Here is a 26,262-nt window from a genome sequence, read left to right on the forward strand (position 1 = left end):
GCGGGACGGGTATCTAACCCTGCAGGTGTCACCCATGTGACTGAACTTTTTTGTAACCCATGTGAGTGACTCGTACACGCCCGTTCATCCGGCCCCGGCTTCGCCGGGGTTCGCTCACTCCGTCGCCGTTCCAGAGGCCCGCCGCGGTGGGCCATCCCTGGCCCATCGCGGCTCTCGGCTTTGGCATCCTGCGTCGCTCTACCTCCTGCATCCCGGCAGTCGTCGCGACATCCATGTCGCTCGACCTCTTCCACGACGACTCCGTTCGCCCTCCTGGGCGGGCTCTGCACGCGCCTGAACATGCGTTAACCCAGAAGTAGCGCGGAGTGCTTGTATATGTGTCAGCCCCGGGGCTGACCGGGATGCCGGCTGAAATCCGGTAAGCGATCCCGGCGAATGAAACTACTGGTTTAACTCGATAACCCAATCGCGATTTCATCGCTACTAGAACACGCCGAGCAATCTGTGGAATGCCGGTTCGTTCAGGCGCGCAAATGCCCCCTTCAGGAGGCCGAACGTAGGTATTGCGCAGGGGGCGAGTGGCATGGATGCCACGAGAGGCGTAATGGGCCAGGGATGGCCCATGTACGCCGACCCCGGAGCGATGCCGGAGTGAGGGAAGTCGAGCGAAGCGAGACCCGGATGGCGGGGTGCGCTTTCTTTTGCTTACTTTTCTTTGCGCATTTCAAAGAAAAGTGAGTCGCCCGAGTGTGCAGGTGTGAGAAAAACCAAAGGGGGAAAGCGCGATAATTCTGGGATATAGCAGGATTAAGCGGAATATTTTGGGACGAGTTTGGTAACGGTGTTGCCGAGGGTGAAACACCAGAAAAGGCGTTTCGAGAGGTGGGGCGACAAGCTCATTCGCTGACCCAAGATAGCAGAACCTCCGCCGTTTTAATCAAGTCAATTTGGTCGCCTGGTGCGCAGAAGCTGGCGGCGACCATCAGGCAGCCGAGACGGATAGATTGGGCGTCGGTTGGCTCCTCGATTTCATCAGGGCGGGCCTGCTGTGCGTCATGTGCGGCCAGGAAACGATAGATCGCCGAGCGGGATACCTGATGGCCCTGGCTGGTCAGCCAGGTGAAGTGATCGTCTATGGTCAGGCCGGGCTTTTCGGCGCGGCGGGCGAGCAGCTCTTCGCGGATCGAGCTGGGTAGACGGTTAAGGGCGAATGGCTTGGACACGTTGCATCCTCCTGGCTGTGCTGCTGACCATGACCGCATACCTGAGGCTGTTTGTCTTTTCGTTCCGGCAACAATCGAAAGGCTTGGACAGGATATCCATAGGCGCACCTGGTGATTCTCCAAGTTGCGGAGCAATTTGGAAGATGCACTGCGTTAGACCGATTAGGTGCTTCCAACTGCTAATGCATTAGCAGTTTTTCGGCTAGTAAAGCCCGTACTTACTGGCTTGCAGCGCGACTGATCCGCTAGCGATTGGCGGTTTACAGGTAACTCAGCCCTTCTCACCCGAGGCAAGGCACTCATCGATCAAGTCAACGGCTTGAAGCAGATTCGTCCTTATCGAGGGCAGTGAGCTACTAATCTGATAGCTCTTTCGCTCCGACAAACTGAGCACCGCCTGCAACACGGTATCCGAATGCTTAACCAGTGCGATCAAGTGATGCCCGCTGGGCCCATGAGTACCGGCCAGCCAGTGTTTAGCCGTTCGTTCACTCGCATCAGTCCATTGCCGCAGTGTCTTCACTGCGCGATGGGACGCCCCAAGTTCAAGTCTCAAAGCATTGGCGAGAACGCCCGCATACTCCGCACTTGTCCGAGCGGGAAATTCATTACCCGTTTTAGTGACCATTTTTCCAGCGCCTCTCTTCTACATTCAATGTTCATCCGATGGGCTTACCGCAAGCCTGCGGGGGAATGCCTGGTACAGCCTGGCTAGGCATAAGGGAGAACTGCGTTCCGAGGCATTCGCGTGAGTAGCCTGCATCGCACACAAAACAGCGACCCGCCAACCAGCTCAATACGGGCAGCAGCCTATGTGCGGATGTCTACCGAGCATCAGCAGTATTCGACAGAAAATCAGCTAGACACCATCCGGGCATACGCCAGTGACAATGACCTGGAAATCGTCCGCGTTTATACCGACTCAGGGAAAAGCGGCTTGAGTCTAGACGGCCGAGATGCCCTCCAGCGGCTGCTCGGAGATATCGAAAGCGGATCGGCCGATTTCAGCATCGTTCTGGTATACGACGTCAGCCGCTGGGGTCGCTTTCAGGATCCTGATGTCAGTGCCAGCTACGAAGTACGCTGCCGCCAGGCAGGCGTGGCAATTGAATATTGCGCAGAGCAATTCAGAAACGATGGAAGCCTCAGCTCAGCAATCGTGAAGCAGGTCAAACGCTCCATGGCAGCCGAGTACAGTCGGGAGCTTTCTGTAAAGGTTTTCGCAGGCCAGTCGAGACTGATCGGGCTGGGGTTTCGCCAGGGCGGGCCAGCAGGTTACGGCCTGCGCCGTCAGTTGGTTGATCAACACGGCAACCTGAAAACAGTGCTTGAGCACGGCGAACAAAAGAGCCTTCAAACGGATCGAGTTGTATTAGTGCCGGGGCCAGAGTCTGAGCAACGAATTGTCCGCGAGATCTATCGCATGTTCGTTGAAGAGGGGCGCGCCGAAAGGGAGGTGGCGCAAATACTCAACGAGCGCGGGCAACTGCCAAGCCCAGGTCATCGATGGACGCGAGGAGCAATACATCAAATCCTGGTAAACGAGAAATATGCAGGGCACAACGTCTGGAACAAGACATCTGGCAAGCTGAATGAACGGCGTGTCAGCAATCCTGAGGCGCTCTGGGTCAGAGCTGATAATGCCTTTCCGGCCCTTGTGGAGCCTCTGCTGTTCAACGCCGCTCAGCTCATCATCCAGTCACGCACCAGGCATCTAACCGACGACCAGATACTAGATGCGCTGCGCGGCTTGCTTGCCAGGAAGGGCTACTTATCAGGGCTTCTGATCGACGAGGAAGAGGAATGCCCCTCCAGCAGCACCCTTCGGTCTCGATTTGGCAGCCTGCTACGCAGCTATTCACTCATCGGCTACACCCCAGCTCGCGACTACGCCTATATCGAAGCCAATCAGCGCCTACGCGAGCTATATCCCCAAGTACTGACTTCCACCATTCAATGCATCCAAGAGGTTGGGGCTCAGGTCGAGGTTGAAGAAAGCACTCAGCTTCTCTGGATCAGCCAGGAAGTCAGAGCCTCTATTGTGCTCTGTCGCTGCCAGGAGCTGCCGTCCGGCAGCTTGCGTTGGAAGATTCGCTTCGATGCTGGCCTATCTCCAGATCTGACAATTGCCGTGCGTATGCAGCCCGGCGAGTTAGAGGCTCGTGATTACTACATTTTCCCTGCCATGGATCAGTTTGCCCCCAAGATCCGCTTGGCCGAGGCGAACGCCCGTGAGCTGGAGCTATACCGTTTCGACACCTTGGACATCCTCTCCACGTTGACTCGTCGCGTGGCACTACCAGGAGCAGCGTGATGGCCACAGTGCTTGTATCCAACTCGGCGCTACATGTAGCGGATGCAGCTCCTATCAGAATGATTGCGATCAGTCGTATACGCGTTCTGAATCCTCGAACCAGAAACCAAAAGGTCTTTGCGCGCCTGGTTGAAAATATCGCCAGCCTCGGCCTGAAGCGGCCTATCACGGTCGCTGAGAATGGCGAGAACTATGACTTGGTGTGTGGGCAGGGACGTTTCGAGGCATTCAAAATACTCGGTGAAACAGAAATGCCATGTGTCGTGGTATCCGCGACTCAGGCGGAACGCTACCTGATCAGCCTCGTAGAAAATCTGGCACGTCGGAAACACTCGAACAAAGATCTCTTGAGCGCCATCAACATCCTCTCTGAACGTGGCTACTCACCAAAGCTGATCGCTCAAAAGACCTGCCTAGATATCACCTACATCAGAGGCATTCTTACCCTTCTCCGGCAGGGTGAAGAACGCATGATCGCAGCCGTAGAAAAAGGCTGGCTACCGATCACCGTCGCAACTGAGTTGGCCCGCGCCGATGATGCACAGACGCAGGAAGCCATGCTGGATGCCTATGAAAGCGGCCTACTCAAAGGGGATCAGTTGATTCGTGTTCGGCGCCTCATTGATAGGCGCCGAACTATGGGCAAAGGCTACGGGCGCTGGCAGAAATCGGACGAAAAACCCACACCGAACAAGCTGCTGAAGGCATATCAAAACGAGGTCAGACGCCAGAAGCTAATGCTCAAGAAAGCCGACGTCAGCGAGCAGCGGCTCCTGTTCGTGGTTTCTGCTTTCCGAAAGCTCCTGGCTGACGACTACTTTTGCACCCTCCTTCGCAGTGAAGATATCGGTGATATGCCGCAAGTTTTAGCTGATCGTATCTACGGGGAGGGTCGAAAATGACGGCCGTAAAGCACGCGTTCGAACCGGTTGTCGTATCGATTCCACTGGTGCAAATCTTGCCGACGTATCGAGCCACCAAGGATCAACTGCATTCTCCAAAATTCACATCGATTCTGGCCTCGATCCGTGAGCTTGGTGTAATCGAGCCATTGGCTGTACATCCATCAACGACTGCTGATGCAGGCGGAAATCCCTGCTACATCCTGCTGGACGGCCATCTGCGCCTAGAGGCCTTGCGTCAACTGGGAGCTACCGAGGCTCTTTGTCTGATGGCAACAGATGACGAAGGCTTCACCTACAACAGGCAGATCAATCGCCTCACGCCCATTCAGGAACACAAGATGATTCTGGAGACAATCAGCAAAGGAGTGCCAGCGGAACGAATTGCACAGACCCTTAACGTCAATGTGGATCGCATTCGTGCGAGGGAGCGGCTTCTTGATGGAATTGCCCCAGAAGTCACGGAGATGCTTAAAAACCGAATGGTTAGCCAGGGCGTCTTCCAGACACTCCGCAAGATGAAACCAATACGGCAAATAGAAACGGCGGAAATGATGATCTCCGCAAACTGCTTCACCGCTCGCTATGCCGAGATGGTGCTGGTTGCAACCAGGCCCGAACTCCTGGTCAGCGCCAAGAAGAAAACCAACGGAGAAGCAAGCGCCGAAGATATCGCCAGAATGGAGCGGGAGATGGAGAAGCTGTACCACGACTACCGTCTAGTCGAGGACACCTTGGGTGAGACGATGTTGGTACTGGTTGTGACCAAGGGCTACATCGCCAAGCTTATGCGCAACGCAGCGATAGCTGCGTACTTCAAGCGCTATGAACCGGATCTGGCGAGTGAGCTGAGTGCAGTAATGGATGCAGTTACAGCGGATGCTCGCAACCTAGAGCGAGAGTAACTACGGCTGGAGGGCAGTGCTCATATCGGCAGGCGTCTGCCGGTTTGACCTTTTCCCACGTGGCAACAGCCTTGCAGTTTGGGAAGGCCGGTGCTACTTTCACATCGCTGTCGCAAATTCGGCAGCCAGGATTGGCGTCCTGAACTCAAAGGCGGACACACCGCCCTCAAAGCGGTTTTTTTGTGTCCGCAGCACGGTAATGCCTTTATGGGCGGGCCGTGTGGGGAGCCTTCGGGCTCGCCGGTCCCTTTGAGCCGGTACGCCAACCTGCACGGTTCCGCTCTCCATGATTGGCGTCATGGAGGCGGGGAATAGACCGCTATCAAAGGCATACCACCATGACCAAGCGTCGAATCCTTACCCTCAGTCCGTCCAGGGCCAAAGCGGCCTACTATCGCGCCTGCGCTATGGCAGCGCTGCGCGCTGACTCCTCCCTCTCTGTCCGTCTGCGCCGCTACAACGAGGCAATGGCCAAAGCTCGTACTGTGGAAGCGCAAGGAGGTGGCCAATGACTGCCACCGTCATCCGCACCGTGGCCATTGTCGGTATCTGCCTACGCCTTATTCAGGCCCATGGCCGTCTTTGGCTGACCACCCGCGACCTGTTCCTCACGTTCGGTTACAAGTCCGAGGCATCTTTGAGATATCTCTATCGTAGCGCCCAGAAACATGAGGCCTTTGAAGGCCACGTTATTGAAGCAGTCTTAGGTGGCTATAGCGGCAAACCTTGCCGGCTCTTTGATGAGGTGGCGGTCATATTTATCTGCCAGCAGCGCGCAGGCCGAGAAGGCGCAGTCGAGCTTATGCGCTGGATTGAGGACGGTGGCATGAAGATCGACAAGCTACCACCAGTCCCCGAAGTAGGGACGCTACCCGTCGAGGAAGTCGAGCTGCTGCCACCGCTTCGGCATGTGCCGAGCTTGCGCCTGGTGCCACGTGGCCCAGACCCGATGCAGCAGCTCCTGGAGCGCGATAAGGCGTATTGCCGCGACCTGGTGAAGACGTTCCTGCGCTACTGCGAGTCCGAGGAGGTGGACAAGCTGACGGGCATGATCGATGGGCAGATCGATCTTCTGTTGGAGACGCGCTATTGCCCCGGCCTGAACGCCGCCCGCTATGAGCTGTATCGCAAGTACTGGATGCAAGGGGGTGGGGTATGAGCGACGCTGTTCGCTTCCAAGCCATGGCCGATGGTTCTCAGGGTTCCTCTGGTGATCCGGTGCTGTACTTCCGCGCCGATATCGACCCGACCGACCTGTTTGAGACGGCCACCAGTCGCCTTGACTCGGCACTCAGCCTGCTGGATGCCCTGGCGAATATGCCACGCGGCACGATGGCAGATGTTACGCAGATCGCCGAGGGATTGACCTATCTGCTCAGCGATGCAAGCGGAATGCTCCAGGAGGTGCATGGCCTGCTGCGTGAGCTAAACGAACGCCGTGAGGCTATGGCGCCCGTGACGCTGCTTTCCAGCGAAGGGGGGGCGCAATGAGCGATGTTATCCAGTTCCCCAGCATCCGCCCTGCGGTCAACTGCATCGGGCTACCCGGTGAGCCTGAGTATGTGACGGTGGTCGATTACGGTGAGCAGTTGTTCGTAACGGATCGCCAGTTGGGTCGGGCCTTGGGCTACGTCGATCCGCTGGCAGCCATCGAGCAGTTGTACGCCAAGCATCGTGATGAGCTGAGTTCGTTCCTGATCGACCTGCACCAGGCCGAGCCGGAGGGACGGACACGGGTGCGCGTGTTCGACCTGGAGGACTCCATGCGTATCTGTAGGCTGGCCAGGACGCCGGCTGCCGCGATGCTCTATGCGCACCTCGGTGGTCGGGCTATCGCCGAGTTCGTGGTAGTGGATTTTGGGCCATCCGCGAAGGTGCTGCCCTTCGTGCATCGCAAGGGTATGCACAGCGAGGGAGTCGGTCAGGGTGAAGGCAGATAGTTGCCTGCCCTGAAAGACAAATACCGAAATATCTGATTGGCTCTCGCTACCGTTACCGCTACACAGAGGACTGAACTATGGGACGCAAGAAAGTGACCCCCACCGAGCTGGTTCCTGATGCGCAGCTCAATGTGGAAAAGCTGAACGAAGACCGGAACACAATGGCGAAACTGGAGGCGGCATTCAGTGATGAACAGCGTCGTATCACTCTCCTGATCGGGAAGCGCATTGGGCGCCGCGATCAAGGAAGGATGATTGCGAAACTGGTAACGGTTTCGGACGTTCTAGACCTCCAGCAAATCAAGGAATCCAAGCAGTACAAGGGGTTTGTCCATGTTGATGAGGCTGGAAATCAGAAATTGATTTCTACTTGGGAGGACTATTGCGAGGTGGTCGAAGGGAAGACGGCGCGAGCGGTTGACCTCGACATACAGAACCTCAACCAGCTCGGTGAGGAGTTGTTCGACAGCATGCGCCAGGTTGGCCTTGGCCCCGGCAAAATGCGGGAAATCCGCAAGCTTCCCGAGGCGTCCCACGTGGCGCTCCTGGAGGCGGCTCGCGATGGCGATAAGGACACCCTGCTTGACTTGGCTGAGCAGTTGATCGCTCGGCACGCCAAGGAGAAGGAAGAGCTGGCCAGGCAGACCGAGGACGCGAAAGCCGACGTGGAGGCCGTAAGGGCGGTATGTGGTGACGTTCGCGCGGAGAACTCAAAGCTGGAGCTGGAGCTAGCGAAGCTTAAGGGCCGACGCCAGAAGCAGACGCCGCCAGAGCGAGCTAAGGAGTTGCGGCGAGCGGTTGCCGATGACGGCCTGCGCTTGGAGGTCTCTCTGCTGGGAACGCTGCGCGAGGTCTGCCGAACGTTGAAGGAAGATAGCGCCGACTCAGGAATCGACCACGCGGCCTTCTTGGGGGGCATCGTACGCAGCCTGGAGCTCACCCTGCAGGATGTGCGAGATGAGTTTGGTCTGCCGACTGATGCTGACTTCGGCTGGATGAAAGAGGCGACGCCAGCGCTGCTTGATGGTGATGAGGGCACGCACCATGCCTGACAAAGCCAAGACGAAGGCCGAGCTGCTGAAGGCCACCGAGAGCCTGATCGACATGGCCACCGACAGCGAACTGACGGTGCTTGGTGAACTGATCGGCTTGCAGTTGCTCAAGGCCTGTTTCATTCGCCGTGCTGGTGCGCTGGGCATGACTGCTGAGCAGTTGGAGAGCGCCCGGCTCGGCATCGAGGAAACTCAGCGCAAGGTGATGGTGCTGGTGCAGCTCCTGGACGAAACCAACGCCAACGCGATCCAAGCCGTCACCGCGCCAAAGCACTGACCCTACCGCGTCACCTCAAGCGCCCTGCGGGGCGCTTTTTTGTGCCCGCTCGATAGCGGCGCTGCTTGCGTTCTCGGCACAAGCCCTGGGGGGAGTTTATAAACGCCCAAACAGGTCGATCCTGGCGTTTTCTGTCCATTCCCCAGTACTGATGCCGGTCGTGCGTTGCTCGCGCTGTAAGGCGCGTTCTGGAGTTTGGCTTTTTTCGTCTGCCGTTTTTTTGCCGCGTCCAAATTACTCCGATGTTTTGCCACGGCAAATATAGGGCCTGTGTTCATACATTAGTGGGTGACGAAATGGCTTACAGCCAGCGAATGGAGGTACGGCGCAACGATCTACTGGCCGATGTTGCTGATCGGACGATGGAGATTCTGAAGCGCTTCGGCCTCAACGATTCCCAAGCTCAGGACGCAGCTGACAACGTGGTCGATGATCTGGCCGAGAACTGGGGCGGGCAGTTCATCACGGTGCCGAAGGATATGAAGTACCGCAACGCCAAGCGGCGTCAGGCCATCGTCGATGCGTTCGATGGTTCCAACCATTCGGAGTTGGCCACTCAGCACGGACTGTCGGTCAACGCCGTTTACAAGATTCTGAAACGCGCTCAGGCCAAATAGCCGTGAACCATACCGACGGAGTGAAAATGAATCCATCAGCCCCCAAAAGTAATAGCGATAGCCTAATACAAACCGCGCTGGACTCTATTGGAGCCGCCAAAAGCGCCTTGCAATCCGAAATTGCCGGGTATCAAGAGGCCATGCGCACATTGCAAAAACGGCGCTCGGAATTAGCAGAAAGTCCCATCAGCTTCGATGAATACTGCGAGCGCCTGAAGCAGTACATTCATTTCCTGGGCGATCAGTTTGCCCGCAAGAATATTCTCACTGCTGAGACTGGCCGACATCCAGATAGTCGAAAGACGTGGATCGAGTATGAATCGAAGGGCATAACTACCCTTGTCGACATCATGAACATCGCCCCGAGCATGAGTGCGATGTGTTTCTACTTTCCTGAAGTGATCCATCAGCGCTTGGTAGATGTTCTGCGCAGTAAATATGCCCAGGGCTGGGGGAAAGGCTCTGATGTTCCCGATGCTCAGCGTGGAGCTCTGATAGCGGAGATTGACGTTCAGTTGCGAGAGCTGAAGCACCAGAGCGATCAACTGAGCGGGCGCCTGTATCGCTTGGAAACTGCTGTTGCCGCCTCTAGCTGACGACTAGGCATCGCCTAAAGGATCATCGTATGCAAACTGGTTTCATACTTCTCTCTGAGCGTAACTCTTCGCCTTTTGATCTCGGATCGCGTCCCCGAGGAGGGCTTTACCTGATTGACGCGCCACTGCGTCAACTGGGTGCACATGAGTCGTATCACCTGCCAGGTGGTGCGTGATGAGCCTGGCCGTGCTGCGTATCTCCAGCCAACTGCCGAAGGCCTTCCGCATCATCCCGGTGGGTCGCTTCCATGCACATGATGGGCGCGAGGCTGGGCATTGGTATCTGATGCCGGAGCGTGGCCGGCAGATCGCGGCGCTGGCCAACCAGAACAGCCAGGGGCTGCTGATCGACTTCGAGCATGAGAGCTTGAAGAAGGCCGACGCCCCCGAGGCTGGCCGCGCGACGGCACTGGAGTGGCGCGATGATGGGCTGTATGTCGCGGATGCGAGCTGGACGGATGAAGCGAAAGCCCTGATCGCCAGCGGCAAGAAGCGCTTTATCTCGCCCGTGTTCCAATTCAATGGTGCCACCGGGGAAGTGCTGGCACTGGAGAGCATCGCGCTGACGGGTGATCCGGCGTTGCTGGGCCTGACTGACCTGTCTCAGGTGGCGGTGGCCAGTGCTCAGCGGCAGAGCGGTGATGATGTTCCTGGTAGTGGCATGACTGCACGAGAACGGGAGATTTTCGAGCATGTGTTTGGTGCGTCGCCTGAAGCACTGGCAGCACAGCATGCTGAAAAGCCCGAACCGCCGCCACCGGAAGGCGTCACTGCTGAAGACTGGGCCAAATTACGACATGCGTTTGGAGATTTGCTGAATGGCATTTAGTGGCGGTGGTGGTGGCAAGCGCGAACTTGAGTTCGCCCTTCGGCTAAAGGCTGATCTGGAGCAAGGTCAGCGGGATCTACGAAGGCTGATCAGTGCTCTGGACGGTACCGGCAAGTCTGCCACCCAGGCCGGGCGGCGCATGGGCGATGTGAGTAGCGGCGCGGAGAAAATTCGACGCGAGATCAGCGCTCTGCCTGCCATGCTGCGCGACCTTGGCTTGGCGCTCGGCATTGCATTTTCCACCCGTGAGATTGCACAGGCTGCCGAGGCCTATACCACTATCGCCAACCGCCTGGCACTGGTCACCAGCAGCGCCCAGGAGCTGGCCGACGCTCAGGATGCGGTGTTCCGCATTGCCCAGGAGGGCCGGCAGCCGCTTGGCGAAACCGCCGAGCTGTACCAGCGCATTGCCACGAACGCCGACCAGTTGAACCTGTCGGCTGCTGGCGTTGAGGCGGTGGTCGACACGATCAACAAGACGCTGGCCATCAGCGGCACCACAGGGCAGGCCGCGAGCGCCGCCCTGGTGCAGTTGGGCCAGGCGTTCGCCTCGGGCACGTTGCGTGGCGAAGAGCTGAACTCGGTGCTGGAGCAGGCGCCGGCCCTTGCTCGCACCTTATCCGATGGCCTTGGCGTGACGGTGGGTGAGCTGCGCGCGCTGGGCATGGAAGGCAAGCTGACGGCGCAGAACGTGGTGCAGGCGCTGCTGGCTCAGTCCGGCGCGGTGGATGAGCAGTTCTCGAAAATCCAGACCACTGGCGCGCAGGCCATGACGGTGCTGGGCAACAGTCTGACGCGGGTGATCGGCGAACTGAATACGGCGACGGGCGCCAGTGCTTCCTTCGGTGATGCGTTACTGGACGTGGCCAATTGGCTGGATAGCGGCGCGCTGACCGATGGCGCCTTGGACATGCTGGCAATCTGGGGTGGTACGTTCGATGCGATCAGCGCCGACGTGGCTTCGCTGGAGCTGGACTTCGACTCACTGGCGGAAGGCGGTGAGAATACCGCGCAGTTCCTGGCAAGGGCGTTCAAGGAATTGCCAGTCAACCTGCGCTCTGCCGTCCAGCTCGCTACGACCGAGATCCTCGCGCTGTTCGACCGGGCAGTGGCCTACGCCACCTTCACGGGCGAAGCGATCCGCTCGGCCTTCGATGATGCTGGCCGTAAAGCCGCTGATCAGGAGCTGCAGGCGCGCCTGGAGCAGATCAACAGCGTCCGTGATGCCTCGATCAACACGATCCTGGAAGAGCGTGACGCGATCCTCGATGCGGCTGCTGCGGATCGTGAGCGCCGAGAGGAAGAGCGCAAGTCCCGTGAGGCGTCGCGGCAGCAGCGGCTGAAGGATATCGCCGCGCTGCGCGAGCAAGCCAAGGCCGGTGGCGTCACCTTTGGCGCAGGCACGGACACCGAGGCCGACGCGAAGCGCGCCAAGGAAGCACAGAAGTACGTCGAGCAACTGGAGCGACAGGCTGCGACGTTGGGCCTGAACGCTGCCGAGGTGCGCCGATACGAACTGGCCGAAAAGGAGCTGACTAGCGCCATGCTTGATCGCGCACAAGCTGCGCTGGCGTTGATCGACGCAAACGAGGCGCAGCGCCAGGCCGACGCCAATGCTCGCGCCAACGCGGGACTAGAAGCCGAGTTCCTGCGTGCTTCTGGTCGCGAAACCGACGCGGCGCTGTTGGAGATCCGCACCAAGTTCGCCGCGCAGCGCATCGAGCTGGAGAAGGTCGGCAACGAAGCCGGACTGGCATGGCTCGACAAGCTGATCCCGGTCGCGGAGGCAAAGGTGCGTGTCGATGAGGTGAGTCGCGAGATGCAGCGAATCCTCAACGATGCTCAACGTCAGGAACAGTCGGTCAACGTACAGCAGGATGCCGGGTTGATCACCGAGCTGCAGGCGCGTGAGCGGATCCTAGAGATTCATCAACAGACCGCCGCTCAGTTGGAGAAAATGCAGCCAGTCCTTACCGAGCTGGCTCAGAGACCCGGTGAGATTGGTGAGGCAGCCAGCGGCCTTCTATCACAGGTCAATGACTACATTCTGCGTGCCCAAGAAGGCGCCAATACTCTCAAGCAAACCCTCGAAGATGGCCTTACTAATGGCCTTACTCAGGCGTTGAATGGTTTGGCTGATGGAACAATGACGCTGCGTGATGCGGTCACTGCGCTTGGCCAAGCGGTGCTTGATGCATTAACCAAAATGGCTGCTCAGGAAGTCGCCAATTCTCTTACCAGTAGCGTTATGGGGCTTTTCGGCGGTGCAGGTGGCGCTGGTGCTGCCGGTGGTGGCACCAGTTGGTTGAGTACGCTCATGGGCCTTGGTGGTATGTTCTTCGGTGGCCCGGCAGGCGCGGCAGCTGGTGCAGGGAGTGGCAGCTTCCTTTCTTCTGTTATGGCATCCCGCTTTGCTGATGGCGGGCACGTGCGCGGTCCAGGTACTGCTACCAGTGACAGCATCCCTGCTTGGCTATCTGATTATGAGTACGTGGTACGTGCATCCGTCGTGCAACAGCCGGGTGCGCTGGCTCACTTGGACGCACTCAATACCTACGGCATGGCAGCACTCGATGGCGCCCGAGTCAGGCATAACACTGGTGGGCTGGCAGGTTATCCAGCACCTGCTATGCCCAGCCCTGGCTTGGGCACCTCGCGCCTTGCCGAGCCCGCCAAGGGCGGCAGCACCACTATTAAAAACGGGGTGAACCTGTACGCTATCCAGCGCCCCGAGGACATCGCGGCGATGGCCTGGAGCGATGCTGGCAAGCAGCACTTCGCGGTTTATTTGCAACAGGAAGGTGCCCAAGTCCGCCAGCTACTTGGCCTATGAACCGAGTTATCTGGCAATTCATTTGCCACAGGTGAAACTTTTCCAGCGATATGGATATCGCGCAAAAGTAGGGTCAAATTTCGCGCGGCGCTACACCCGAGGGGGCGAAACAAGAAGTCCCAGCAAACACCGCAGCGGCGTCCAGAACATCAACACAAGCCAGCACACAAACTTGCCAGTCCGGTTTCAAACCTAACGTCTGCGGGTCTCCACGAAGAACCTTTTTTGCCTCACTGCTCCAGCGCTGGCGTTTCCTGCCCCAGGCAGCGCACAGCCTGCTTCTTGCGATCCACCAGCACGCCGGTCAGGCCCTTTTGCTGGGTATCGAACAGCACCAGCACGCCATCAACGCATTGCGCCACCTGATCGGCCGGTTGCAGCGAGACCTTGTAGTCCTCGCCGGGAATGGTCTTGAGCATGGTGAAGTCCGACAGCAGCAGCGCATCCTCGGGCTTGGCGAAATGCAGATAGCCGTAGTACCAGAGCACGCCGATGGTGCCGACAATACTGGCGATGCCGGTAAGGATCATGGGGATGGGATCACGTTCTTTCATTGCGAGCTCTCGGAGGCGGAATCAGAAGTGGGGAACGATGGCGTGACGACCACCCGGGGATCCTGCAGGAACGCCAGCAGTACTTGGCGCCAGGCATCCTCGGTGAAGGTCTGGACGTGTTCGCCACGGGTTTCGATGAAGCGGTGTGGCGAACGCGTCGCCGCATTCAGACGGGCGCCATTGGAAAACGGCACCACGTCGTCGTCAAGGCTGTGGAAGATCAGCAAGGGCAACGGCCCAAGTGCATCGATCGAGCGAATGGCGCTGTCATCGTCCGGCACCAGCCAGGACAGGGGCACCTGCAATGGCCAGGTCAGCCAGGATTTGTTCAGCACGCTGCGCGCCACGTCGCGGTAACTGGCCGGCACGCCATCGAGTGCCAGGCCCTGCAGTCGGCTGCGCTGTTCGGGATGCTCGGCCAGGTAATGCACCGCCAGGGCACCACCCAGGCTCTGCCCGAGCAGCGTCAGCGGCTTGCCCTGCACCTCGGGCGCCTGCGCCAGCCAGGCGAAGGCGGCATCGATATCCTGATACACCGCTGGCAGGCCAGGCTCGCCCTCGGACAGGCCATAGCCCCGGTAATCGAGCATCAACACCTGGTAGCCCTGCTCCGGCAACCAGTAGGTACCGCCAAGGTGCCAGGCCAGGTTGCCGCCATTGCCATGCAGGTGCAGCACGGTACCTTTGACGGCCACCCCCGGCTTGGCCGGAAGCCACCAGGCATGCAGGCGCGTGCCATCGGCGGCGCGCAGTTCGATATCGCGGTACTCCAGCCCGGCGCGCGCCGGAGTGAAGGGCAATCCCGGCTCGGGGTAGAACAGCAGCCCGCTACACCCGCCCAACCACAGGCTGACGATCACCAGGCTCAGTGCGCGCAACCTACTTGCCACCCGCACGTACCTCCTCGCGAGCTTGCACGGTTGCCGCGTAGACCCGCTCGGCCAGGCGCGAGAACGGCAGGCTCTGGATCCACACCGTCCCCGTGCCCTTGAGGGTGGTCAGGAGAATACCCTCGCCGCCAAACAGCATGCTTTTCAGCCCGCCAGCCAGGGCGATGTCGTAGTCGATGCCATCGCTGAAGGCCACCAGGCAGCCGGTATCGAGGCGCAGGGTTTCGCCGTTCAGCTCCTTGCGAATCACCGTGCCACCGGCATGCACGAAGGCCAGGCCGTCGCCTTCGAGCTTCTGCAGGATGAAGCCCTCACCCCCAAAGAAGCCGGCACCGATGCGCTTGGCGAAGCTGATCCCGATACGGGTGCCGTGGGCGGCGCAAAGAAAGGCATCCTTCTGGCAGATCAGTCGGCCACCAACCTGCGCCAGATCGATGGGAACCACGGTACCCGGATAGGGTGCGGCGAAGGCAACTCTTGCCTGGCCCTTGCCGGCATTGCTGAAGTGGGTCATGAACAGCGACTCACCGGTGAGTATGCGCTTGCCGGCACTCCACAGCTTGCCTAGCAGGCCGCTGGACGAGCCGTCACCCATGCGCGTCTCGAAACGTACGCCGTCGGTCATGTAGTTCATCGCCCCGGCTTCGGCGATCACCGTCTCGCCGGGGTCGAGGATGATCTCCACTGATTGCGCGGAGCTGCCAAGGATTTCGTAATCGAGTTGATGGCTGGGCATGGACGGGGCTCCTGGGTTCATCGGGACTCAACGGCCTGGGCGGTTTCCCGCGTTAGCAAACAGACACGGCATCCGCCAATCATTTACGGCCGAGTATGCGCAGGATACGCAGGAACAGATTGATGATGTCCATGTACAGCGCCGCTGCGCTGTCGATCGCATTGTCCAGCGTCTTCGGAATCTGGTTGGCGCGCCCCCAGTCGTAGCCGATATAGCCGCAGAAGATCAGCACCACGACCCAATCGAGGATGCCGTGATGGGTGTGGAACACGAAGATTTCCACCAGTTCCACGACGATTACCAGCAGCAGCGCCACGGTCAAGGCCGAGGCGATGCGCCTGAAGAATGCCGGAAACAGCGTCCCCAGAATCATCATCCCCACCGTCACCAGCGCGGTGATACGGATCGCCTCCTGCACCAGTTGCGGGTCGTAGCGGTTGACCACCAGATTGACGACCAAGCCGAACGGCACCACCACCAGGTTGTAGCCGACGAAACTCACCAATGGGTTGCTGGAACGCGCGAACAGATAGACGCCGAGCATGCACGAGGCGAAATAGCCGCCATAGAACACCCAGGGATTGAGGCTGCGTATCCAATCGGTGCTGATGTTAGCCACCATCCACCAGTTGCACATGAAGCCCCAGAGCAGGGCCAGGCCGATGACCAGGTTGTAGGCGGCCGGGCTGATCAGCCTATCCGTGAGCTGTCCTTGTCGCTCGAAAACCGAGTGTTCCATGAGATAAGTCCTTTTACGGAGGTGGTCTGGCGCCAGCGCGGCGCCGATCAGAGGATATTGGCGTAGTCCGCTTCGATGCGATCCAGACTGAGATGGTTCAGGAAATTGGAGAAGCACATCCATGCCGACAGCGCATTGAGATCCTGAAACTGCGGTGGCAGGTACTTGGGCGGCAACACCAGCCCCTCGTCCACCAGCTTGCGCAGGGTACGCATGTCTTCCAGGGTGGTCTTGCCGCAGAACAACAGAGGGATCTGCTCCAGCTTGCCTTTGCGCACCGCCAACTGGATGTAGTTGTAGATGAGGATGAAGCCTTTCAGGTACGACAGATCCTTGGTGAACGGCAGGCCATTGGGCAGCGAGCCACGAAATACCCGGCTGGCATTGCTGTAGCCGCCTTCCAGGCCGTAACCCTGCTCACGGAAGAACTCGAATACCTCGAGGAAATCCGCGCCCTCCTCCGCCATGTGGATGGCGCGAGTGCGGTTGGTCAGCTTGCGCAGGCGCGTCGGGTAGGAGGCGAAGGCGATCACTTCCATCAGGATGGCCAAGCCTTCCTGGGTCACGGTCGACGAGGGCGGCCCCTTGGCCAGGAAGGTGCAGATCGGCTGATTGAGGCCGTTCAGGGTGGTACCGACATGCACCAGGCCTTCATGCACTTCCAGCGCCTTGACGTCGCGCTCGTTGAAGCGGGCGTCACTGCGAATCTTGATGTAGTCGGCGCCGGCAGCGGCATCGGCGAGGATGCCGTCGGACTCCAGCACGCGCACCGTGTCGTCGCCGAACACCTCGGCCAGGCGTTGCTGCAGGATATTCACCGCATCACCGGCGCCGAGGGTCTTGGGCTCGTCTTCAAGATCACCGCGCGCGGCGATGTTGTTGAGGTAGTCCGAAAGCATCAGGCCCAGATCGGCGAGGGTCGGATCACCGGCATGGAAGGCATCGGACGCCGCGCCGTAGAGTTCCTGGCTGATCAGGCCGAAGTCCTCGGTGCCACGCGCTTCGAGCATACGGATGACCATGCGGTACTCGCGGCACATGCGCCGCATGATCTGCCCGACCGGGTTGAACTGGCCGAGTTGGCGAGTGATGTCGCGCTCGATGTTCTGGAACTCCAGGCGCTTGGCGGCGGCATCGAAGCCCAGCGGGCGGCTCAGGTAGTAATCGCGATCGACCGTTGGCAGGGCCTTGCCCTTGGCTTTGAGGAAGGCATCGCGGATGCCGTCGTCCCATTTCACCGCATCCAGTACACGAATCGGCGTCTGTGCCTCAACGATACGGTCGCTCAGGGCGCGGATACAAAGTTGGTAATCGTCCAGTTTCTGCTGGCTGTTCATGCTCATCGTTACTCGGCGGCGCGTTGATAACGCGCTACTTCGACGAACAGGTCGGCATTGGCCGGGTCGTCGAGGTAGGTGAATACCTTGTCCAGCGGGCTGGTGATCAGGGCGCCATCAGCTTCCGGCATGGACACCTTCTGGCCCTGCAGCAGGCCCTTGTTCATGTCCTGCAGGATGTGTTCGACATCGAGGTTGTACACCACCAGCTCGTTGTCCTTGGTCAGCTCGAAACCGGCGATGGCGAAATTGGCGCCCAGGCTTTTCGGCAAGCCCGCCGAGACATACCAACGGCGGCCATGATGAGCGACGGTGAAACCGAAGGTCTCGAGGCTGGCGAGATTATCCGGGCTGCCCTCGTACATTCGCGCTTCGTAGAGGTTGGAGCCGGCCCGGGTAATTTCCAGGAACAGCTGATCGCCCCACTCGTCCTCGCGTGTCCACTCGCCCAGCAAAGGAATCGGCGCCGCTTCGTTGGCCGGAATCGGCTCCCGGAAGGTGACCAGGCAACCACTCAGTAACAGGAAGGACAAGGCGACCAGTACGCGCCAGGCTTTCATTTCGCTCTCCTTGTGCACACCACCAGCCCAGGCTGCATCACAGTCCCAGAACCAGATCGATATAGCGTTTAAGAATGGCCAGCATTCCCTGGCTGTCCAGATGTTCGACGCCCTCGAGCAGGCCTCGATACTCCATCTGCAGGATCACGGCCGTCAACAGCTCGCCATCCTGCCTGGGCTGGGTCGAGCCCAGCATTTCGAAGAAGTGGCTGACACCCTGCAGCAAAATCTCCCGATGTGCCCGCACCAGCTCGTGCAGACGCGGGTTGATCAACGCCTCCTGCTCGAAGGCACGCTCGGCAATCAGATGGTCACGCCGCTCGCGCAGTTGCTGCTGGATATAGCTTGCGGTGAACCCGGCGATCTCGTCGGCCACCTGCTGGCGGGCCTGGCGGCTGCCGTCCAGACGGCTGACAAGTTCCTGCTGCAAGGCCTGAGTACCCTGCCAGAACTCGGCCATCGACACCGCCCCCCGCTCGACGAACAGGGCGAAGGTGTCGGTGATGAGGTCGTCGATGTCCTTGAAGTAGTAGGTGGTCGCCGATAGCGGCACATCAGCTTCGGCGGCAACCGCACGATGGCGGACGGCGCGTACACCGTCACGCACGATGATGCGCAGCGCTGCGTCGAGAATGGCCTGACGGCGCTGCTCGCTGCCCTGACGACTGGCCTTGCGACCCTGGTATTGCACGCTTTCGGCAGCGGCCTGAGCCGCCTGGGTGGCACTCGGTAGGGATGACGTACGACTCACGATGGGTCGACCCTCGGATTGCTCGATTGGGAAACAGCAGATTACTGGCTTGGCGGGCTGATCAAAAGAGCCTCGCCGATCATGGCTCAGGCAGCAAAAAGCCGCCCGAAGGCGGCTTTCTGTGAGGCATCAGGCCTGCGGGCGCATATGCGGGAACAGGATGACGTCACGAATCGACGGCGAGTTGGTCAACAGCATGACCAGGCGGTCGATGCCGATGCCTTCACCAGCGGTGGGCGGCATGCCGTATTCCAGGGCGCGAACGAAGTCAGCGTCGTAGTGCATGGCTTCGTCGTCACCGGCGTCCTTCTCGGCCACCTGGGCGAGGAAACGCTCGGCCTGGTCTTCAGCGTCGTTGAGCTCGGAGTAGGCGTTGGCGATTTCGCGGCCACCGATAAACAGCTCGAAGCGGTCGGTCACGGCCGGATTCTGATCGTTGCGACGCGCCAGCGGCGAGACTTCGAACGGGTACTCGGTGATGAAGTGCGGCTGTTCCAGCTTGCTCTCCACCAGTTCCTCGAAAATCATCACCTGCAGCTTGCCCAGGCCTTCGTGGCCAAGCACCTTGGCGCCGGCCTTCTTGGCGATGGCACGGGCCTTCTCGACGTCGTTCAGGTCAGCCTCGGTGATGTCCGGGTTGTACTTGAGGATCGAGTCGTACACCGACAGGCGCACGAACGGCTCGCCAAAGTGGAACACTTTGTCGCCGTACGGCACGTCGGTGCTGCCCAGCACGGCCTGGGCCAGCTCGCGGAACAGTTCCTCGGTGAGGTCCATGTTGTCGCGGTAGTCGGCGTAGGCTTGGTAGAACTCGAGCATGGTGAACTCGGGGTTGTGCCGGGTCGAAACGCCTTCGTTACGGAAGTTGCGGTTGATCTCGAAGACCTTCTCGAAGCCGCCGACCACCAGGCGCTTGAGGTACAGCTCCGGGGCGATCCGCAGGAACATGGCCATGTCCAGCGCATTGTGGTGCGTCTCGAACGGCTTGGCCGCAGCGCCACCGGGGATGGTCTGCAGCATCGGGGTTTCCACTTCGAGGAAGCCGCGCTCGTTGAGGAAGCGACGGATGTGCGCGATCACCTGCGAACGCACGCGGAAGGTGTCACGCACTTCTTCGTTGACGATCAGGTCGACGTAGCGCTGACGGTAGCGCTGCTCGGTGTCGGTCAGGCCGTGGTGCTTGTCCGGCAGCGGGCGCAGCGACTTGGTCAGCAGGCGCACGTTGCTCATGTGCACGTACAGGTCGCCCTTGCCGGAGCGCGCCAGGGTGCCTTCAGCGGCGATGATGTCGCCCAGGTCCCAGGTCTTGATCGCTTCCAGGGTCTCGGCCGGCAGGCCCTTGCGGTCGACGTAGACCTGCAGGCGACCGGACGTGTCCTGCAGCACCATGAAGGCACCACGGTTGAGCATGATGCGCCCGGCGATCTTCACCGGAATGGCCGCGGCTTCCAGCTCTTCCTTGCTCTTGCCCTCGTACTGTTTCTGCAGGTCGGCGCACAGGCTGTCACGGCGGAAATCGTTGGGGAAGGCAATGCCCTGCTCACGGACGGCAGCAAGCTTTTCCTTGCGCTGGGCAATCAGCTTGTTTTCTTCCTGTTGCAGTTCGTTGTGGTCGAGTTGTTGGTCGCTCATGGCGGGTCGTCCCGGTCAAATCATCATTCTGGAAAGATCGCTGCAGGTTGAAGCGAATGCCTCCTCAGAGGCTGATCCGCTTCACTTGCGGCTTGTCGCTTGAAGCTTGCGGCTGCTCTCAGAGCCCCTGCTTGAGGCTGGCCTCGAGGTAACCGTCGAGGTCGCCGTCGAGCACCTTCTGGCAGTCGCTGCGCTCGACGCCGGTACGCAGATCCTTGATGCGCGAGTCGTCGAGCACGTAGGAACGGATCTGGTGGCCCCAGCCGATGTCCGACTTGCTGTCTTCCAGCGCCTGCGAGGCGGCGTTGCGCTTCTGCATCTCCAGCTCGTACAACTTGGCCCGCAGCATCTTCATGGCGGTGTCCTTGTTGGCGTGCTGGGAACGTTCGTTCTGGCAGGCCACCACGGTGTTGGTCGGCACGTGGGTAATCCGCACCGCCGAGTCGGTGGTGTTGACGTGCTGACCACCGGCACCGGAGGAGCGGTAAGTGTCGATGCGCAGGTCGGCTGGGTTGATCTCGATCTCCACCTTGTCGTCGATCTCGGGGGAGACGAACACCGCCGAGAACGAGGTGTGGCGACGCGCGCCTGAGTCGAACGGGCTCTTGCGTACCAGGCGGTGCACGCCGATCTCGGTGCGCAGCCAGCCGAAGGCGTACTCGCCCTTGATGTGCACGGTAGCGCCCTTGATGCCGGCGACTTCACCTTCGGACAGTTCGACGATCTCGGCGCTGAAGCCGCGCTTGTCAGCCCAGCGCAGGTACATGCGCAGCAGGATGTTGGCCCAGTCCTGGGCCTCGGTGCCGCCAGAGCCGGCCTGGATGTCCAGGTAGCAGTTGTTGGCGTCCATCTCGCCGCTGAACATGCGGCGGAATTCCAGCTTCTCGAGGATTTCGCGCAGGCGTTCAACTTCGGCGACGATGTCGCTCACCGCCCCTTCGTCGTTTTCTTCGGCGGCCATTTCCAGCAGGTCGCGGGAATCGCTCAGGCTGCCGGTGAGGTCATCGATGGTTTCGACGATCTGCGCCAGCATGGCGCGCTCACGGCCCAGGGCCTGGGCGTATTCGGGCTTGTTCCAGACGCTGGCGTCTTCCAGCTCGCGGTTTACTTCGACCAGGCGATCATGCTTGTGATCGTAGTCAAAGATACCCCCGAATCGACTGGGTCCGCTCGGACAGGTCCTTGATGGCGTTGAGGATCGGATTGATTTCCATGGTAGTCGGCGCTCGCGGCAAATCGGACGGAAAAGCCGGGGAGTATACCCGAGCGCAGCATGCCTGGCAGCCCGGCAAGCCCAAGGAATATCAGAGCGCTGGACTAACGGCGTCTTATACTTGCGCTAGAACTTATACACAGCACTTCTTGATGGAACGCACAGATGCCACCCTCGTACAGCCTGCGCAGTCGCTTCGCACTGGTCATCGCGCTGTTGGTCGGAGCGCTCAGTTGGATGCTGGGCACCCTGATCGGCCAATACAGCAGCCAGCAATTCCGTGAGGACACCGGCCGCAACCTGGCCGAGCTGTCCTACGCCATGGTCGACCGACTCGACCGCGACATGGCAGGTCGTGCCGCCGTGTTGCGCGTATTGAGCAACCTCGAAGCACTGCGCCAACCGGACAATATCGGCGAGATCCGACGCCTGCTCGACAGCCTGCAGAAAGAGATTCCCAGCATCGCCTGGATCGGCTTCACCGACCCGCAGGGCACCGTACTGGCCTCCAGCAACGGCCTGCTGGAAGGCGCCAGCATCGCCCAGCGACCGGTTTATCGGGAAGCGCTCAAGGGCCTGTTCATCGGCGATGTGCATGAAGCCGTGCTGCTGGCCAAGCTGCTGTCCAACCCCACCGGCGAGGCGATGAAGTTCGTCGACATCAGCCTGCCGATCCGTGGCACTGACGGCCAACTGGTCGGCGTTCTGGCCTCGCACCTGTCCTGGGCCTGGGCCTATGAGGTAAGGCGCGCTCTGCTCGAACCGATGCAGGAGCGACGGCACGTCGAATTCTTCGTCATCGGCCAGGAAGGCACGATATTGCTCGGCCCGCGCGAGATGATCGGTCAGCCCTTGCCACTGCCCGAGCTGGCAAACCTCGAGCCGGGTGCCAGCCAATGGGCCATTCAACGCTGGCCAGATGGCAACGAATACCTCACCGGCCTGACCCGCAGTCGTGGCTATCAGGATTACCCGGGCCTGGGTTGGACGGTGGTGGCACGGCAGTCGGTGGAACAGGCCTATGCCCCGGCTCACCGCCTGCTGCTGAGCATCCTCCTCTGGGGTAGCGGCCTGGCTGTGGTCTTCGCCTTCGTCGGCTGGCTGGCCAGCGGCTACTTCACCCGCCCCCTGCAGGAAATCGCCAACGCCGCCGACCGCCTCAGTGCGGGGGAGATCAACGAAATTCCGGAGATGCACGGGAGTCGCGAGATCACCCAACTGAGTCAGTCCATCCGCCATCTGGTGGACAGCCTGACCCTGCAGAAGCGCGCCCTCGGCGCCATGGAAACCCTAGCCCACCACGACCCGCTGACCGGCCTGCCGAACCGCATTGCCCTGGAGAAGTACCTGCCCCAGGCGCAGCAACGTAGCCAGATGCAGCAGCAGTGCCTGGCCCTGCTCTATCTCGACCTGGATGATTTCAAGCCGATCAACGACACCTACGGCCACAGCGCCGGCGACCATCTATTGCACGAACTGGCGCAACGCCTCAGGAGCATCCTGCGCGACGGCGACATGGTGGCGCGCCTGGGTGGCGACGAGTTCCTCATGATCCTGCTGGTGCCCGAGCACGACGCCCGTGCCCAGGCGCGGATGGTGGCCGAACGCGCCATCGCCAGCCTGGGTCAGCCGGTAGCCCTCGATGAGGGTGAAGTCAGCATCGGCTGCAGCATTGGCGGCGCCATATGGCCGCTGGATCACGCCGATCTGGACGAAGCGCTGGAACTGGCCGATCAGGCGCTCTACCGAGCCAAACAGGACGGGCGCAACCACGCCCAGTTCCAGCACGACACGATCACCTCCTGATTAGCGGGCGTCACTGGCGATCATCTGCGCCGCCTTCTCCGCGATCATCAGCACCGGCGAGCAAGTATTGCCGGACACGATGTTCGGCATGATCGAAGCATCGACCACGCGCAAGCCGGCGATGCCATGCACACGCAGGCGCGCGTCGACCACGGCGTCGCGCCCCCGGCCCATGGCGCAGGTACCGGTCGGGTGGAAAATGGTGGTGCCGATCTCACCTGCCGCGCGCTGCAGATCCTCCTCGCTGCGGTAGTCCGGGCCGGGCTTGTATTCCTGCGGCCGGTAGCCGGCCAGTGCCGGGGCCGCGACGATACGCCGGGTCAGGCGAATGGCATCGGCCGCCACACGCAGATCGCGCTCATCGCTGAGGTAATTGGGGCGGATCAACGGGGCGGCGCCCGCATCGACCGAGGCGATTGCGACACTGCCACGGCTATGCGGGCGCAGGTTGCACACCGAGGCAGTGAAGGCCGGAAAGTCGTGCAGTGGCTCACCAAAACGCTCCAGCGACAGTGGCTGCACGTGATATTGCAGGTTGGCGCGCGCCTGGCCGGGGTCGGACGTGGCGAAAGCACCGAGCTGGCTGGGCGCCATCGACAGCGGACCGCTGCGTTTGAGCAGATACTCCAGGCCCATGCCCAGCTTGCCCCAGGGCGTGGCGGCGATACGATTGAGCGTCTTCACGCCCTCGACGCGATAGATCAGGCGCAGTTGCAGGTGATCCTGCAGGTTCTCGCCGACGCCGGGTAGTTCGTGTTTGACGCCGATACCCAGGCGTTCGAGCAGGCCGCGCGGGCCGATACCGGAACGCTGCAGCAGCGCGGGCGAGCCGATGGCACCGGCGCACAGCAGCACTTCACGGCGTGCTGCGACGCGCAGTTGGCGCCCCTGCCAGCGCAGCGACAAGGCGTGCGCCCTGCCCGCGTCCAGCTCCACTCGCTCAGCCTCGGCGTCAGTCAGCACATGCAGATTCGGCCGCTGGCGAATGCCGCGCAGGAAGGCTTTCGACGCGTTCCAGCGCACGCCGCCCTTCTGGTTGACCTGAAAGTAGCTGCAGCCTTCGTTGTCGCCACCGTTGAAGTCCTCGACGCTGGCGATACCGCTTTGCGCCGCGGCCGCGCGGAAGGCTTCGAGAATCTCCCAGGACAGACGCTGGCGCTCGACCCGCCATTCGCCATCACCACCATGCAGCGCACTGTTGCCGGCGAAGTGATCCTCGGTGCGCTTGAACAGCGGCAGCACATCGTCCCAACCCCAACCGACATTGCCGGCAGCAGCCCAGGCGTCATAGTCGGCGGCCTGGCCACGCATATAGATCATGCCGTTGATCGACGAGCAGCCACCGAGTACGCGGCCGCGTGGGTACTTGAGGCTGCGCCCATGCAGGCCGGGATCGGCCTCGGTGCTGAAGCACCAGTCGGTACACGGGTTGCCGATGCAGTAGAGGTAACCGACGGGGATGTGAATCCAGGGGTAGTTGTCGCGCCCGCCTGCCTCGATCAACAGCACGCTGACACCCGGGTCGGCAGACAGCCGATTGGCCAGCAGACAACCGGCAGGGCCGGCGCCAACGATCAGATAGTCATAGGCATCCAGGGGCGCTTGCGACATGGGCATCCTCGCGTGTCGTTCTTGTCGTTGGGCCACAGCCTAAAACAAGCGCAGCGCGAGGATGAATGATCTTTTCGTCTAAACGCGCTGCAGCTCGACGCGCACCTGGGCTTCCAGCTCGCCCTTGAGTGCAGGTGGCAGTTGCAGCTGACGCGCCAGCTCTTCGAGGTAAGCCCGCTCCATGAAATGCTCCTCGTCCACCATCAGCACGCTGGCCAGGTACATCTCGGCGGCCATTTCCGGCGTGCTGGCGGCACGCGCGACATCGGCGGGATCGAGCGGCTTGTTCAGTTCGGTGTGCAGCCAGGCCTGCAATTCAGCGTCCTGCGCCAGCTTGCCCAGTTCCTCTTCGATCAGTTGCCGCTCGCGCTCGTCGACATGGCCGTCAGCCTTGGCCGCTGCCACCAGCGCCTTGAGAATGGCACGGCTGTGCTGCTCGGCCTGCGGGGCCGGCAAACGATCCAGGGTCTGCGGCTCCACCGGCTGTGCCCCGCCTTGCTGGGCCTGCTGCGCCTGCCAGTTGCCGTAGGCCTTGTAGGCCAGCACGCCCAATGCGGCCAGGCCGCCATAGACCGCCACCTTGCCGCCGACCTTGCGCACCCGCTTGTTGCCCAGCAGCATGGCCAGCGCCGCACCGCCACCCGCGCCCTTGAGCATCGCGCCAAGATCGCTGCCACCGCCCTTCTTGCCTGCGCCACCGCCGAGCAGGCCGCCCAGCGCGCCACCCAGCCCGGAAGAGGCACCACCAGCACCTTTCTGTTGCAGCATCTCCTGACCGGATTTGAGCAGTTGATCGAGCAAGCCACGGGTGTTCATCGTCATCGTCCTCCTCGGGAAATGCCTCGATTCTAGGCGGGCACGGGCATGCCCCTGCGAGCGACTGTGCTTCCGAATATTGCGGCCTGACGAAGAAAGGCTTTCATTCGATAAAAAAGAAAGCTCTTATCAGCATTCGACTCACACCTTATCGGTGAGACCACCCGC

The 26,262-nt window shown here is 60.6% G+C and carries 25 protein-coding genes; 13 read left to right on the forward strand and 12 right to left on the reverse strand.

The window, feature by feature from the left end:
* Positions 1–857: 857 nt before the first annotated feature.
* Positions 858–1,184 carry a hypothetical protein gene (locus VC352_RS18665; RefSeq protein ID WP_322981017.1) on the reverse strand — a complete coding sequence of 109 codons (327 nt, stop codon included), beginning with the start codon at positions 1,182–1,184 and terminating at the stop codon, positions 858–860.
* 748 nt (positions 1,185–1,932) lie between these two features.
* Between VC352_RS18665 and VC352_RS18670 the strand changes: the two genes are divergently transcribed.
* The 12 genes from VC352_RS18670 (at position 1,933) to VC352_RS18725 (ending at position 13,449) form a co-directional block, all read left to right on the forward strand.
* On the forward strand, positions 1,933–3,498 hold the full coding sequence (locus VC352_RS18670) for a recombinase family protein (RefSeq protein ID WP_322981018.1): 1,566 nt from the start codon (positions 1,933–1,935) through the stop codon (positions 3,496–3,498).
* Entirely contained in the window at positions 3,498–4,400 is a 903-nt protein-coding gene (locus VC352_RS18675) for a plasmid partitioning protein RepB C-terminal domain-containing protein (protein WP_322981019.1), read from the forward strand. The genes VC352_RS18670 and VC352_RS18675 overlap by 1 nt, the downstream gene beginning before the upstream one ends.
* Positions 4,397–5,305, forward strand: a complete 909-nt coding sequence (locus VC352_RS18680) for a plasmid partitioning protein RepB C-terminal domain-containing protein (RefSeq protein ID WP_322981020.1) — start codon at positions 4,397–4,399, stop codon at positions 5,303–5,305. Before VC352_RS18675 ends, VC352_RS18680 begins: the two co-directional genes overlap by 4 nt.
* 508 nt (positions 5,306–5,813) lie before the next feature.
* Positions 5,814–6,464 (forward strand): hypothetical protein, encoded by a 651-nt coding sequence (locus VC352_RS18685; protein ID WP_322981021.1) that lies wholly within the window; start codon positions 5,814–5,816, stop codon positions 6,462–6,464.
* Positions 6,461–6,796 carry a hypothetical protein gene (locus tag VC352_RS18690; protein ID WP_322981022.1) on the forward strand — a complete coding sequence of 112 codons (336 nt, stop codon included), beginning with the start codon at positions 6,461–6,463 and terminating at the stop codon, positions 6,794–6,796. The genes VC352_RS18685 and VC352_RS18690 overlap by 4 nt, the downstream gene beginning before the upstream one ends.
* Positions 6,793–7,245 carry a hypothetical protein gene (locus tag VC352_RS18695; protein ID WP_322981023.1) on the forward strand — a complete coding sequence of 151 codons (453 nt, stop codon included), beginning with the start codon at positions 6,793–6,795 and terminating at the stop codon, positions 7,243–7,245. Before VC352_RS18690 ends, VC352_RS18695 begins: the two co-directional genes overlap by 4 nt.
* Before the next feature lie 77 nt (positions 7,246–7,322).
* Complete coding sequence (locus VC352_RS18700; RefSeq protein WP_322981024.1) at positions 7,323–8,297, forward strand: hypothetical protein; 975 nt, start codon at positions 7,323–7,325, stop codon at positions 8,295–8,297.
* Positions 8,290–8,574, forward strand: a complete 285-nt coding sequence (locus tag VC352_RS18705) for a hypothetical protein (RefSeq protein ID WP_322981025.1) — start codon at positions 8,290–8,292, stop codon at positions 8,572–8,574. Before VC352_RS18700 ends, VC352_RS18705 begins: the two co-directional genes overlap by 8 nt.
* A gap of 296 nt (positions 8,575–8,870) precedes the next feature.
* Positions 8,871–9,191, forward strand: coding sequence for a Mor transcription activator family protein (locus VC352_RS18710; RefSeq protein WP_322981026.1), 321 nt, complete (start codon positions 8,871–8,873; stop codon positions 9,189–9,191).
* Between the two features lie 26 nt (positions 9,192–9,217).
* Positions 9,218–9,787 (forward strand): hypothetical protein, encoded by a 570-nt coding sequence (locus tag VC352_RS18715; protein WP_322981027.1) that lies wholly within the window; start codon positions 9,218–9,220, stop codon positions 9,785–9,787.
* A gap of 175 nt (positions 9,788–9,962) precedes the next feature.
* Positions 9,963–10,616: a phage protease gene (locus tag VC352_RS18720; RefSeq protein ID WP_322981028.1), complete on the forward strand. Its 654-nt coding sequence runs from the start codon at positions 9,963–9,965 to the stop codon at positions 10,614–10,616.
* Between the two features lie 199 nt (positions 10,617–10,815).
* Positions 10,816–13,449: a tape measure protein gene (locus VC352_RS18725; protein ID WP_322981156.1), complete on the forward strand. Its 2,634-nt coding sequence runs from the start codon at positions 10,816–10,818 to the stop codon at positions 13,447–13,449.
* Positions 13,450–13,679: 230 nt separating this feature from the next.
* Here VC352_RS18725 and VC352_RS18730 read toward each other — a convergent pair whose 3' ends face one another.
* The 9 genes from VC352_RS18730 to prfB form a co-directional block, all read right to left on the reverse strand.
* Complete coding sequence (locus tag VC352_RS18730) at positions 13,680–14,003, reverse strand: hypothetical protein (protein ID WP_322981029.1); 324 nt, start codon at positions 14,001–14,003, stop codon at positions 13,680–13,682.
* Entirely contained in the window at positions 14,000–14,893 is an 894-nt protein-coding gene (locus VC352_RS18735) for an alpha/beta hydrolase (RefSeq protein ID WP_322981030.1), read from the reverse strand. Before VC352_RS18735 ends, VC352_RS18730 begins: the two co-directional genes overlap by 4 nt.
* On the reverse strand, positions 14,883–15,629 hold the full coding sequence (locus VC352_RS18740) for a TIGR00266 family protein (protein WP_322981031.1): 747 nt from the start codon (positions 15,627–15,629) through the stop codon (positions 14,883–14,885). Before VC352_RS18740 ends, VC352_RS18735 begins: the two co-directional genes overlap by 11 nt.
* Positions 15,630–15,708: 79 nt before the next feature.
* Entirely contained in the window at positions 15,709–16,368 is a 660-nt protein-coding gene (locus VC352_RS18745; RefSeq protein ID WP_322981032.1) for a Bax inhibitor-1 family protein, read from the reverse strand.
* A gap of 47 nt (positions 16,369–16,415) precedes the next feature.
* Positions 16,416–17,705, reverse strand: a complete 1,290-nt coding sequence (locus tag VC352_RS18750; protein ID WP_322981157.1) for a flavohemoglobin expression-modulating QEGLA motif protein — start codon at positions 17,703–17,705, stop codon at positions 16,416–16,418.
* An 8-nt stretch (positions 17,706–17,713) separates the two neighbouring features.
* Positions 17,714–18,265: a hypothetical protein gene (locus tag VC352_RS18755; protein ID WP_322981033.1), complete on the reverse strand. Its 552-nt coding sequence runs from the start codon at positions 18,263–18,265 to the stop codon at positions 17,714–17,716.
* A gap of 37 nt (positions 18,266–18,302) precedes the next feature.
* The gene (locus VC352_RS18760; protein WP_322981034.1) at positions 18,303–19,016 is read right to left on the reverse strand and encodes a TetR/AcrR family transcriptional regulator; all 714 of its coding nucleotides are present in this window, start codon (positions 19,014–19,016) and stop codon (positions 18,303–18,305) included.
* A 129-nt stretch (positions 19,017–19,145) separates the two neighbouring features.
* Complete coding sequence (gene lysS, locus VC352_RS18765) at positions 19,146–20,648, reverse strand: lysine--tRNA ligase (RefSeq protein ID WP_322981035.1); 1,503 nt, start codon at positions 20,646–20,648, stop codon at positions 19,146–19,148.
* 118 nt (positions 20,649–20,766) lie between these two features.
* A protein-coding gene (prfB, locus tag VC352_RS18770; protein ID WP_322981036.1) for a peptide chain release factor 2 occupies positions 20,767–21,862 on the reverse strand; the annotation gives its coding sequence in 2 pieces (ribosomal slippage) (positions 20,767–21,789 and positions 21,791–21,862; 1,095 coding nt in all).
* A gap of 164 nt (positions 21,863–22,026) precedes the next feature.
* Here prfB and VC352_RS18775 point away from each other — a divergent pair.
* On the forward strand, positions 22,027–23,667 hold the full coding sequence (locus VC352_RS18775) for a GGDEF domain-containing protein (protein ID WP_322981037.1): 1,641 nt from the start codon (positions 22,027–22,029) through the stop codon (positions 23,665–23,667).
* Here VC352_RS18775 and VC352_RS18780 read toward each other — a convergent pair whose 3' ends face one another.
* Together VC352_RS18780 and VC352_RS18785 are read right to left on the reverse strand one after the other, a co-directional pair.
* Positions 23,668–25,278 carry a GMC family oxidoreductase gene (locus VC352_RS18780; RefSeq protein ID WP_322981038.1) on the reverse strand — a complete coding sequence of 537 codons (1,611 nt, stop codon included), beginning with the start codon at positions 25,276–25,278 and terminating at the stop codon, positions 23,668–23,670.
* Between the two features lie 78 nt (positions 25,279–25,356).
* Positions 25,357–26,094, reverse strand: coding sequence for a tellurite resistance TerB family protein (locus tag VC352_RS18785; RefSeq protein WP_322981158.1), 738 nt, complete (start codon positions 26,092–26,094; stop codon positions 25,357–25,359).
* Positions 26,095–26,262: the final 168 nt, after the last annotated feature.

This window comes from Pseudomonas sp. C11 (assembly GCF_034683865.1).
Lineage (GTDB): Bacteria > Pseudomonadota > Gammaproteobacteria > Pseudomonadales > Pseudomonadaceae > Aquipseudomonas.

Bases quoted from the DNA above. Each gene is read 5' to 3' on its own strand.
- VC352_RS18675 (WP_322981019.1), top strand. From the start codon at position 3,498: ATGGCCACAGTGCTTGTATCCAACTCGGCGCTACATGTAGCGGATGCA.
- VC352_RS18680 (WP_322981020.1), top strand. From the start codon at position 4,397: ATGACGGCCGTAAAGCACGCGTTCGAACCGGTTGTCGTATCGATTCCA.
- VC352_RS18685 (WP_322981021.1), top strand. From the start codon at position 5,814: ATGACTGCCACCGTCATCCGCACCGTGGCCATTGTCGGTATCTGCCTA.
- VC352_RS18690 (WP_322981022.1), top strand. From the start codon at position 6,461: ATGAGCGACGCTGTTCGCTTCCAAGCCATGGCCGATGGTTCTCAGGGT.
- VC352_RS18695 (WP_322981023.1), top strand. From the start codon at position 6,793: ATGAGCGATGTTATCCAGTTCCCCAGCATCCGCCCTGCGGTCAACTGC.
- VC352_RS18700 (WP_322981024.1), top strand. From the start codon at position 7,323: ATGGGACGCAAGAAAGTGACCCCCACCGAGCTGGTTCCTGATGCGCAG.
- VC352_RS18705 (WP_322981025.1), top strand. From the start codon at position 8,290: ATGCCTGACAAAGCCAAGACGAAGGCCGAGCTGCTGAAGGCCACCGAG.
- VC352_RS18710 (WP_322981026.1), top strand. From the start codon at position 8,871: ATGGCTTACAGCCAGCGAATGGAGGTACGGCGCAACGATCTACTGGCC.
- VC352_RS18715 (WP_322981027.1), top strand. From the start codon at position 9,218: ATGAATCCATCAGCCCCCAAAAGTAATAGCGATAGCCTAATACAAACC.
- VC352_RS18720 (WP_322981028.1), top strand. From the start codon at position 9,963: ATGAGCCTGGCCGTGCTGCGTATCTCCAGCCAACTGCCGAAGGCCTTC.
- VC352_RS18725 (WP_322981156.1), top strand. From the start codon at position 10,816: ATGCTGCGCGACCTTGGCTTGGCGCTCGGCATTGCATTTTCCACCCGT.
- VC352_RS18730 (WP_322981029.1), bottom strand. From the start codon at position 14,003: ATGAAAGAACGTGATCCCATCCCCATGATCCTTACCGGCATCGCCAGT.
- VC352_RS18740 (WP_322981031.1), bottom strand. From the start codon at position 15,629: ATGCCCAGCCATCAACTCGATTACGAAATCCTTGGCAGCTCCGCGCAA.
- VC352_RS18745 (WP_322981032.1), bottom strand. From the start codon at position 16,368: ATGGAACACTCGGTTTTCGAGCGACAAGGACAGCTCACGGATAGGCTG.
- VC352_RS18750 (WP_322981157.1), bottom strand. From the start codon at position 17,705: ATGAACAGCCAGCAGAAACTGGACGATTACCAACTTTGTATCCGCGCC.
- VC352_RS18755 (WP_322981033.1), bottom strand. From the start codon at position 18,265: ATGAAAGCCTGGCGCGTACTGGTCGCCTTGTCCTTCCTGTTACTGAGT.
- lysS (WP_322981035.1), bottom strand. From the start codon at position 20,648: ATGAGCGACCAACAACTCGACCACAACGAACTGCAACAGGAAGAAAAC.
- VC352_RS18775 (WP_322981037.1), top strand. From the start codon at position 22,027: ATGCCACCCTCGTACAGCCTGCGCAGTCGCTTCGCACTGGTCATCGCG.
- VC352_RS18780 (WP_322981038.1), bottom strand. From the start codon at position 25,278: ATGTCGCAAGCGCCCCTGGATGCCTATGACTATCTGATCGTTGGCGCC.
- VC352_RS18785 (WP_322981158.1), bottom strand. From the start codon at position 26,094: ATGAACACCCGTGGCTTGCTCGATCAACTGCTCAAATCCGGTCAGGAG.